This window comes from Halorhodospira neutriphila (genome assembly GCF_016584055.1).
GTDB classification, from domain to species: domain Bacteria; phylum Pseudomonadota; class Gammaproteobacteria; order Nitrococcales; family Halorhodospiraceae; genus Halorhodospira; species Halorhodospira neutriphila.
In genome coordinates this window covers 1-9,032 of sequence record NZ_NRSH01000090.1, presented here as the reverse complement: position 1 = coordinate 9,032, position 9,032 = coordinate 1, and the positions used below count along the sequence as shown (strand labels likewise).

At 72.5% G+C, this 9,032-nt stretch carries 9 protein-coding genes; 3 read left to right on the top strand and 6 right to left on the bottom strand.

Annotated elements, in window-relative coordinates; genetic code table 11:
• Positions 1-176 precede the first annotated feature (176 nt).
• Entirely contained in the window at positions 177-686 is a 510-nt protein-coding gene (locus tag CKO13_RS08475) for an Hsp20/alpha crystallin family protein (RefSeq protein WP_200259472.1), read from the top strand.
• A gap of 111 nt (positions 687-797) precedes the next feature.
• Complete coding sequence (locus CKO13_RS08470) at positions 798-1,676, top strand: ATP-binding protein (RefSeq protein WP_200259470.1); 879 nt, start codon at positions 798-800, stop codon at positions 1,674-1,676.
• Here the strand turns inward: CKO13_RS08470 and CKO13_RS08465 are convergent.
• Positions 1,673-2,692 (bottom strand): LbtU family siderophore porin, encoded by a 1,020-nt coding sequence (locus CKO13_RS08465; RefSeq protein WP_200259467.1) that lies wholly within the window; start codon positions 2,690-2,692, stop codon positions 1,673-1,675. The two genes, CKO13_RS08470 and CKO13_RS08465, sit on opposite strands and share 4 nt — an antisense overlap.
• A gap of 219 nt (positions 2,693-2,911) precedes the next feature.
• Here CKO13_RS08465 and CKO13_RS08460 point away from each other — a divergent pair, with 219 nt between their 5' ends.
• The gene (locus CKO13_RS08460) at positions 2,912-4,564 is read left to right on the top strand and encodes a methyl-accepting chemotaxis protein (RefSeq protein ID WP_200259464.1); all 1,653 of its coding nucleotides are present in this window, start codon (positions 2,912-2,914) and stop codon (positions 4,562-4,564) included.
• Here the strand turns inward: CKO13_RS08460 and CKO13_RS08455 are convergent.
• The 5 genes from CKO13_RS08455 to CKO13_RS08435 all read right to left on the bottom strand — a co-directional run bounded on the left by CKO13_RS08455 (position 4,531) and on the right by CKO13_RS08435 (position 8,917).
• Positions 4,531-4,758 carry an FmdB family zinc ribbon protein gene (locus tag CKO13_RS08455; RefSeq protein WP_200259461.1) on the bottom strand — a complete coding sequence of 76 codons (228 nt, stop codon included), beginning with the start codon at positions 4,756-4,758 and terminating at the stop codon, positions 4,531-4,533. The genes CKO13_RS08460 and CKO13_RS08455 overlap by 34 nt on opposite strands.
• Positions 4,759-4,843: 85 nt before the next feature.
• Entirely contained in the window at positions 4,844-5,998 is a 1,155-nt protein-coding gene (locus CKO13_RS08450) for a metal ABC transporter permease (protein WP_200259459.1), read from the bottom strand.
• Entirely contained in the window at positions 5,998-7,140 is a 1,143-nt protein-coding gene (locus CKO13_RS08445; RefSeq protein ID WP_200259475.1) for a metal ABC transporter permease, read from the bottom strand. Before CKO13_RS08445 ends, CKO13_RS08450 begins: the two co-directional genes overlap by 1 nt.
• A complete protein-coding gene (locus CKO13_RS08440) occupies positions 7,140-7,955 on the bottom strand; it encodes a metal ABC transporter ATP-binding protein (protein ID WP_200259456.1) in 816 nt (271 codons plus the stop codon). The genes CKO13_RS08445 and CKO13_RS08440 overlap by 1 nt, the downstream gene beginning before the upstream one ends.
• A gap of 11 nt (positions 7,956-7,966) precedes the next feature.
• On the bottom strand, positions 7,967-8,917 hold the full coding sequence (locus CKO13_RS08435; protein WP_200259453.1) for a metal ABC transporter solute-binding protein, Zn/Mn family: 951 nt from the start codon (positions 8,915-8,917) through the stop codon (positions 7,967-7,969).
• Positions 8,918-9,032 lie beyond the last annotated feature (115 nt).

Genomic DNA, 9,032 nt, shown 5'->3' with positions numbered 1-9,032 from the left:
GCATACAGCCTCCTTCGCGGCGGGGGGAGCCGCCAGGGTAGGGGAACAGTGCTCCCTGTATCGGCCGGCGGCCCGATCGCTTGACCCCCTTGAAGCGCGCCGGGAGCGACAATACTCCACGGAGTAGAGGCAGGCAGGAAATCCACCACAGGGAAAACGAAAGGAGGTGATGGCCTATGGTGCGTCGGAACCTCTTCCCGGTGGCTGGTACCGATCTCGGCAACCGCACGGGCCGCAACGTCGCCGCCCGCGACCCCTTCACGGCCCTGCAGACGGAGATGAACCGGCTCTTCGACGACCTCTGGCAGGGCCTCGGCACGGGCGCGCCGGCGGCGGGCGCCGGCGGTGCGCTGGCGGCCCCGCAGATCGATCTTCAGGAGGACGACGAGAACCTCTACGTCGTGGCGGAGCTGCCCGGCATGAGCGAGGACGACGTCGAGCTCACCTACAACGACGGCGTCCTGCGCATCGCCGGCGAGAAGAAGGCTGAGCATGAGGACCAGGACCGGCAGGTCCACGTCACCGAGCGGGCCTACGGCCGCTTCGAGCGCCAGATCCCGCTCCACCGTGCGGTCAATGAGGAGCAGATCAGCGCCGCCTTCAAGGACGGCGTGCTGACCGTTACCCTGCCGAAGAGCGAGGCGGAGGGGCAGGCCCGCCGCATCGAGGTCCAGCGGGCCGCCTGAGCCCCCGCCCTCGGCACGGCAGGGCCGTGCACCACGCGTCTGCAAGCGGATCGACCCCTATCAGCAGCGGGCGGCAGCGCCCGCTCTTTTTTTGTCGATGGAGGAGCCCCCATGGATGAGCGCCTGGAAGCGTTCCTGAGCCGGGCCGAGGCGCTGCTCGAGCGCCTCGAGCCGCTGCTGCCGCCGGCCGCCGCGGAGCCCGACTGGTCGGCGGCGACCGCCTTCCGCTGGCGCCGGCGCGGCGGCGGGGGGTGGCTCGAGCCCATCGAGCGCCCCCACCGCATCGGCCTCGACGAGCTCCACGGCGTCGACGAGCAGAAGGCCGCCCTCGAGCGCAACACGCGGCAGCACCTGGCCGGGCTGCCGGCCAACAACGCCCTGCTCTGGGGCGCCCGCGGCACGGGCAAGTCGTCGCTGGTCAAGGCGCTGCACACCGCCTACGCCGGCGAGGGGCTGCGCACCGTGGAGGTCGAGCCCGACCACCTCGTCGACCTGCCGGAGATCCTCGGCCTGCTCGGTCGGCGCCCCGAGCGGTTCATCGTCTTCTGCGACGACCTCTCCTTCGACGCCAGCGACCACCACTACCGCGCCCTCAAGGCGGTGCTCGACGGCTCCCTGGCCAGCGCCGCCGACAACGTCCTCGTCTACGCCACCTCCAACCGCCGCCACCTGCTGCCCGAGTCGCAGCAGGAGAACCAGCGCGGCGGCGAGGGCGGCGAGATCCACCCCGGCGACGCCGTCGAGGAGCGGATCTCGCTGTCCGAGCGCTTCGGGCTGTGGCTGTCGTTCTACAGCTTCGACCAGGAGCGCTACCTGGCGATCTGCCGGGGCTGGCTCGAGCGCCTCGGCGTCAGCGCCCCGGAGGGCGAGGCGCTGCGCCAGGCGGCCCTGGCCTACGCCCTGGCGCGGGGCTCGCGCAGCGGCCGGGTCGCCTGGCAGTTCGCCCGGGACTGGGCCGGGCGCGCCCGGCTGGAGGAGGGCGGCGGCTAGAAGGTGAGGGCGAGCTGCGCCGTGACGGCGTCGCCGTCCGCCTCCGCGTAGTCGTCGCTGCGCCACTCCAGGCTCAGCCGGGTCGCCGGGCGCAGCAGCACCGAGGCGGCGGCGACCAGGCGCTCCTCGGGGAGCCCGAAGGCCTCCGTCGCCTCCTCGGTGCCCTGGTAGCCGACGGCGAGGGTCGCCTTGCGCTGCCAGGCCTGGGTGTGCCATGCAGCCTCCAGGCTCCCCGCCCGCGGCCGCGGCGCCTCGCTCACGCCCAGGCTCGCCGCCGGGAAGGCCTCGACGGCGGCCATGTACTCGCCGATGAGGCTCAGCCGGTCGCCCTCGAGGCGCAGGCTGGCATCCCAGGCCCCGACGGTTTCATCGACTATGGAATCGTCTGTGGCATCCTGGATAGCCGCCTGCAGCTCATCGGCGTCGCCGAGGCTGCTGGTGTAGCCGGCCTGGGCGGTCAGCGTCGCCCCGCCGACGGGGACGCGGTAGGCGAGGCTCGCGCCTGCGCTGTCGATCCGGTCCTCGCCGTCGGGCTGGAGCTCGCCGTTGTAGGCGTAGGCCCGCGCCGTTAGCCCGCCCCGGCGGAAGGTCCCCTCGACGGCGGTCTCGCGGGTCTCGCCGAGCGCCAGCGTCAGCGGGTCCGAGACCGTGTAGGTGGTGTAGTCCCCCCACGGCAGGTAGAGGCGCCCGGCGCGCAGCCCCCACGTCCCCGAGGCGTCGCGCATCTGGATGTGGGCCTGGTCGACCTCGATCTCCTCGTCGCTGCCGTCCTCGTGGAGCAGGACCACCGTCGCCTGGGTGCGCTCCTGCAGCTGCGCCGTGGCGCCGAGCTCGGCGGTGGCTACCGCCAGGTCGCTGGCCGCCGCGCCCTCCCGCGGGTCCTCGTAGCCGGCCTCGATCTCCAGGAGGCCGCTCCAGTCGATCTCCCGCAGCTTCTCCTCCGGCGACTGCGCGGCGGCGGGCCCGGCGGCGAGGGTCAGCGCCAGGGCGGCGGCGGGGTAGGTGGCGTTGCGCATGGATCGCTCCTCTAGCTCCGCTGTTTCGTGGTGGCCGTTCACGGGACGGAGCGAATCATAAATGCAAATCGTTATCATGTGCATCCTCAGTGGGACGAACTGCCGCAGGTCCGCGGCTCATCCTCGGCGCCTCCCTGCCGCCATCAAGGGGAGCGCGCTTGAATACGCCCAAGCGGAGCGCTACGGTTAAACCCCCTTTTTCGGCCTGGAACTAGCGCTATGGGACTGCTACGCAACCTCCGCGTCGGGACGCGCCTTTGGGCAATCTGGGGGATCGCGATCCTGGGGGTCCTGCTCCTCGGGACCCTGACGCTCCAGAAGGCCTTCGACCTGCTGCTCGACGAGCGCCGCCAGGGGGCGGCGAACGTCGTCCAGGCGGCTACCGAGGTCGTCTCCTACTACGGCGAGCGGGCCGAGTCCGGCGAGCTCAGCGAGGCGCAGGCCAAGCGCCGGGCCGCCGAGGCGGTGCGCACCATGCGCTACCAGAAGCACCAAGACGGCAGCGAGGAGTACGTCTGGATCAACAACCTCGAGCCGCGCATGGTGATGCACCCCACCAACCCGGATCTCAACGGCGAGCACCTCGGCGACTACACGGACCCCACCGGCAAGCGGCTCTTCGTCGAGGCCGCCGAGGTCGCCGAGGAGAAGGGCGCCGGCTACGTCGACTACCGCTGGCCGATGCCCGGCGAGGATAAGCCGGTCGCCAAGTCCTCCTACGTCGAGCTCTACGAGCCGTGGGGCTGGGTCATCGGCTCCGGCGTCTACGTCCAGCGCAGCCAGGGGGCCATCTTCGGCTTCGCCGGCCAGTTCGCCTGGCAGGCCGTGCTCGCCCTGCTGCTCGTCGCCGGCTTCATCGCCGTCGTCAGCCGCAGCATCGTCGTCCCGCTGCGCCAGACCGTGCGGGAAGTGCACGCCATGAGCGACGGGAGCGTGGACCTCACCCGCGAGCTCGGCGTCGACGGCCGGGACGAGATCGCCGAGGTCTCCGAGAGCGTCAACAGCCTGACCGGCACCTGCCGCACGACCTTCCAGCAGGCCGCCTCGGCGCTGGAGGAGCTGCGCGGCTCGGCGCAGACCCTCAACCGCGTCACCCAGGAGGCCAGCGACGGCATCCAGACCCAGACCAGCGAGACCGAGGAGCTGGCCACGGCCATGAACGAGATGGTCTCGACGGTCCAGGAGGTCGCCCGCAACACCTCCAACGCCGCCGACTCGGCCAAGGAGGCGGAGCAGGAGACCACCCAGGGCCGGCAGGTGGTCGAGAAGACGGCGGAGTCGATCCAGGACCTGGCCGACGAGCTCGACAACGCCCAGCACGCGGTGGAGAACCTCTCCAGCGAGTCGGAGCAGATCAGCTCCATCGTCGGGGCGATCAACGAGATCACCGACCAGACCAACCTGCTCGCCCTCAACGCCGCCATCGAGGCGGCTCGCGCCGGCGAGAGCGGCCGCGGCTTCGCCGTGGTGGCCGACGAGGTGCGCAAGCTCTCCAATCGCACCCAGGAGTCGACCCAGCAGATCCAGGAGATCGCCGAGCGCTTCCAGAGCGGCTCGAAGCAGGCCGTCGAGCGGATGAGCGCCAGCCGCGACAAGGCGAAGAGCACCGTCGAGCAGGCCGGCAACGCCGGCGACAGCCTCAACGCCATCACCCGCGCGGTGAGCAACATCAGCGACCTGAATACGCAGGTCGCCAGCGCCGCCGAGGAGCAGTCCTCAACGGCGGAGGAGATCAACCGCAACGTGGTCAACATCCGCGACGTGGCCGAGCGGACCCGGGACGGCGTCCAGCAGGTCCAGTCCGCCGCGGAGCGCCAGGAGAAGCTAGTCAATCAGCTCTACAAGGAGCTGTCGAAGATCCAGTACCAGTAAGCGGATGAAAGGCCGCTGCTGACCACCGAGCCGCCGGTGATCACCCGCTCCACCGGCGCGTCCTCCCGCGTCCCGCCGGTCTCGCGGCCGGCCATGCGGCACAGCTCGCCCCAGGTGGCGACGTGCTCGCTCATGGCGTGCTGGACCTCTACCACCTCGCCGTTCTCGGGGCAGCGGTAATCGTAGGTCGGCATCGCTTCACCTCCGCTGGATCGTTCAAGGGAATGATTCAATCTCGGTGATATTCTGCCGCGAGGGCGGCGGGTACGCAAAAGCCGCTCAGGCCGCCGGATCGGCCTCGCGCCGGCGCCACGGCTGGCGCAGGGCGCGGGCGGTCTCGCGGCCCTTGGGGGTGAGGTGGACGCCGCTGCCGTCGCGGCGGATCAGGCCCGAGCGCCGGCTGCGCTCGAGCACCGCCGCGGCCTGGGCGGTGGGCCAGCCGAGCTCGTCCTCGAGGACGGCGGCGAGCTCGGCCTCGGCGGTGGGGACGCCGCGGTCCTCGCGCTCGTAGAGGTAGATGGCCAGGGCGCGGGCCTCGTTGGCGTAGCGCTGCCGCCAGTGGCGCCAAGCCTGGGCCGCCAGGCCGTGGCGCGGCCCGAGCAGGAAGGCGAGGGCGAGGCAGGCGCCGGTCATCAGCGCCATGGTGCCGCCGATGGAGACGTCGAGCTGGACGGCCGCCGCGTAGCCGCCCACGCTGGCGGCGATGGCCACCAGGGCGCCGAGCAGGAGCATCAGCCACAGGCGGTCGGTGAGCAGGTAGGCCGTCGCCGGCGGGACGATGGCGAAGGCGATGAACAGCACCGCGCCGACGGCGTCGAAGGCGGCCACGGCCGTGGCGCTGGTGAGCAGCAGCAGGGCGTAGAAGAGCGCCGTCGGGGCGAAGCCGAGCGCCGCCGCCAGCTGCGGGTCGAAGGTGGCGAGCTTGAGCTCCTTGTACAGCCCGCCGACGAAGGCGGCGTTGACCAGGGTGACCACCCCCATCCACAGCAGCGCCTGGGGCACCTCGTAGCCGCCGAGGCTCAGCGTGTCCAGCCAGACGAAGCCGATCTCGCCGAGCAGCACGGTGTGGGTGTCGATGTGGACGTCGCGGGCGTAGAGGTTGAGCAGCAGCACGCCGGCGGCGAAGAGGGCCGGGAAGACGAGCCCGATGGCGGCGTCGTTCTTGACCCGGCGGGTGCGGGTCAGCAGCTCGGTGAGCACCACGGTGAGCACGCCGGTGAGCGCCGCGCCGATGATCTGCACCGGGCCGCTCTGGGCGTGGGTGAGCAGCCAGACGACGACGATGCCGAAGACGATGGAGTGGCTCATGGCGTCGGAGAGCATCGCGCTGCCGCGCAGGAGCAGGAAGGTCCCCACCAGCGAGCCGGCGACGCCGACCAGCGCCCCCGTCAGGGTGATCGTCAGCGCCTGGTTGGCGAGCAGGGCCTCGAGCATCACCCGGCCCCCCCGCTGTTGCCCTCGAGGGTGCGCTCGGCGGCGCGCCGGCCGGCCTCGGTCAGCTCCCAGTGCGGCCCCTCCTCGTGGGGCATGTGCGCCACCGGGGCGATCAGGCCGCGGCGCTCCAGGCGGCGCAGGGCGCGGCGGGGTGTCCCCCCGTAGAGGGTGTCGAGGGTGCCGAGCTCGGTGGGGTAGGCGGGGTCGTAGTGGGCCGCCGCCAGGCGGTAGAGCGTGGCCAGGACCTGGCGCTCACCGATGGCGCGGCGCTCGCGCCAGCGCCGCAGCTGCGCCCAGGCCAGGCCGCGGCCCGGGGCGAGGAGGAGGGAGCCGAGCACCAGGGCCGAGGCGGTGAGGACGATCAGCGGCCCCGTGGCGAGGTTCGCGCCGCTGGCGCTGACCAGCGAGCCGGTGGCGCCGGCGGCGACCCCGAGGGCCGCGGCGAGGGCCACCATGGCCCCGAGGCGCTTGACCCACTGGCGCGCCGCCGCCGCCGGGGCGATGACCATGGCGGTCATGAGCACCACGCCGACCATCTGCAGCCCTACCACCACGGCGAGGGCGATCATCGCCGTGAGCACCACCTCCAGCACGGTTACCGGCAGCCCGATGGCGCCGGCGAACTGCGGGTCGAAGGTGACCAGCTTGAGCTCCTTCCACAGGGCGGCGACGAGGGTGAGGGCAGCGGCGGTGATCCCGCCCATCAGGTAGAGGTCGGAGCGCAGGGTCGCCGCCGCCTGCCCGAAGAGGAAGGTGTCGAGGCCGCCCTGGGCGGCGTTGGGCTGGCCCTGGATGTAGGTCAGCAGGACCACGCCGGCGGCGAAGAAGAGGCTCAGCACGATGCCCAGCCCGGCGTCGGTCTTGAGCCGGCTGCGCCGGATCAGCAGCAGCATCGTCAGAGCGGCGAGCACGCCGGTGGCCAGCGCCCCGGCGAGGATCCACGGCAGGCTGCGCGCGCCGGCGATCAGGAAGCCGAGGCACACCCCCGGCAGCGCGGCGTGGGCGAGGGCGTCGCCGAGCAGGCTCTGCTGGCGCAGCACGGCAAAGCTGCCCAGCACGCCGCTGACGATGCCGAGGAAGACGGCCCCGAGCAGGACGTTCTGGACGGTGTAGTCGCCGAGCAGCGTGCCGAGGCCGGCCATCACGGCTCGGCCCCCTCCGGGGCCCGCCCGGCGCCCGCCGCCCGCTGCCCGCGGGCCTTGCGCCCGCCCTCGAAGAGCGGGATCTGGCCGCCGTAGGCCTTGTGCAGGTTCTCCGGGGTGTAGACCTCGGCGACGGGCCCCTGGGCGATGATGCGCACGTTGAGCAGCGCCAGCCAGTCGAAGTAGTCGTGGACGGTCTGCAGGTCGTGGTGGACGGCGATCACCGTCTTGCCGGCGTCGCGCTCGCGCTGGAGGAGATCGACGACGGTGCGCTCGGTGGTGGCGTCGACGCCGGCCATGGGCTCGTCGAGGAAGTAGATGTCGGGCTGCTGGATCATCGCCCGGGCGAGGAAGACCCGCTGCTGCTGCCCGCCGGAGAGCTCGCCGATCTGCCGGCCGGCGAGGCGCTCCATGCCGACCTGGGCCAGCGCGGCGCGGGCGCGCTCCCGGGTCTCGCGGCCGGGGCGGCGCAGCCAGCCGAGCTGGCCGTAGCGGCCCATCATGACAACGTCGAGCACGGTGGTGGGGAAGTCCCAGTCCACCGCCGAGCGCTGCGGGACGTAGCCGATGCGCTTGAGCATGCGCCGCGGCCGCCGGCCGAGGAGGTAGACGTGCCCGGCGCTGGGGCGCACCAGGCCCAGGACGGCCTTGAGCAGGGTGCTCTTGCCGGCGCCGTTGGGGCCGACGACGGCGGCCATGACGCCGGGGGGGATGTCCAGGTCGATGTCCCAGAGCACCGGGGCCCCCTGGTAGGCCACGGTCAGGTCCTCGATGTGCAGGGCCAGCCCCGGCTCGTGCAGCGGCGTCTCGGCCATGGCGGCTCCTCCTACTCCGGCAGCGCCTCGGGCCAGGGGGCCGGCTCGCCGCCGAGCCCCCGGACGATGGTCTCGGTGTTCGAGCGCAGCATGCTGATGTAGGTTCCCGCGCCGCTGCCCGGGCTCCCCAGGGCGTCGGAGTAGAGCTCGCCGCCGATGGCCAGCTCGTGGCCGCGCCGGCCCGCGGCGTCCACCACCGCCTCGACGGTGCGCGGGTTGATGGTGCTCTCGATGAAGACGGCGGGGATCCGGCGCTCGACCACGGTGCTTACCATCCGGCGGATGTCGGCGATGCCGGCCTCGCTGTCGGTGCTGATCCCCTGGATGCCGCGCACCTCGAGGCCGTAGGCGCGGCCGTAGTAGCCGAAGGCGTCGTGGGCGGTGATCAGCACCCGCTGGCGCTCGGGGATGGTGGCGATGCTCGCGGCGATCCACTCGTCGAGCGCCGCGAGCCGCTCCCGGTAGGCTGCCGCGCGCTCGCGGATCGGCGCGGCGCAGTCCGGGGCGATGCCGGCGAGCGCCTCGGCGATGGCCGGGGTGGTGTCCGCCCACAGCTGCGGGTCCATCCACAGGTGGGGGTCGACGTTACCGCCGCCGACCTGGATCAGCGACTCGCGCCGGGCCGCGGCCTCGGAGACGGCCACCGCCGGCTTGCGCTCGCCGAGCTTGGCGAGGACCGCGCCGAGCTGCCCCTCGAGGGCGTAGCCGGCGTAGAGGATCGCCTCGGCGCGCTGGAGCAGCCGCACGTCGCTGGAGCTGGCCTGGTAGAGGTGCGGGTCGATGCCGGGACCCATGAGGGTCTCGACCTCGACGCACTCGCCGGCGATGCGCTCGGCGACGTCGCCGATCATCCCCACCGTGGCCACCGCCTGCGGCGGCGCCGCCGCGGCCGTCAGGGCGCTCCCGCCCCAAAGTGCCACCACTGCGGCCAGGGCCGCCCTCCAGGGCCTGCGTGCCGCCATGGCTGCCCCCTCGCCTTCAGGCTTCGCTATACAATTAAGCCAAGTCTAACTTTTGATCGATTCAAGTCAACATCGGCGGGCTGGGGCGGATCGGGGGCCGTCGGTGGGCCCGGCA

Excerpts from the sequence above, each read along its gene's own strand:
- CKO13_RS08455 (WP_200259461.1), bottom strand. The coding sequence starts at position 4,758 with ATGCCGACCTACGATTACCGCTGCCCCGAGAACGGCGAGGTGGTAGAG.
- CKO13_RS08460 (WP_200259464.1), top strand. The coding sequence starts at position 2,912 with ATGGGACTGCTACGCAACCTCCGCGTCGGGACGCGCCTTTGGGCAATC.
- CKO13_RS08465 (WP_200259467.1), bottom strand. The coding sequence starts at position 2,692 with ATGCGCAACGCCACCTACCCCGCCGCCGCCCTGGCGCTGACCCTCGCC.
- CKO13_RS08470 (WP_200259470.1), top strand. The coding sequence starts at position 798 with ATGGATGAGCGCCTGGAAGCGTTCCTGAGCCGGGCCGAGGCGCTGCTC.
- CKO13_RS08475 (WP_200259472.1), top strand. The coding sequence starts at position 177 with ATGGTGCGTCGGAACCTCTTCCCGGTGGCTGGTACCGATCTCGGCAAC.
- CKO13_RS08435 (WP_200259453.1), bottom strand. The coding sequence starts at position 8,917 with ATGGCGGCACGCAGGCCCTGGAGGGCGGCCCTGGCCGCAGTGGTGGCA.
- CKO13_RS08440 (WP_200259456.1), bottom strand. The coding sequence starts at position 7,955 with ATGGCCGAGACGCCGCTGCACGAGCCGGGGCTGGCCCTGCACATCGAG.
- CKO13_RS08445 (WP_200259475.1), bottom strand. The coding sequence starts at position 7,140 with ATGGCCGGCCTCGGCACGCTGCTCGGCGACTACACCGTCCAGAACGTC.
- CKO13_RS08450 (WP_200259459.1), bottom strand. The coding sequence starts at position 5,998 with ATGCTCGAGGCCCTGCTCGCCAACCAGGCGCTGACGATCACCCTGACG.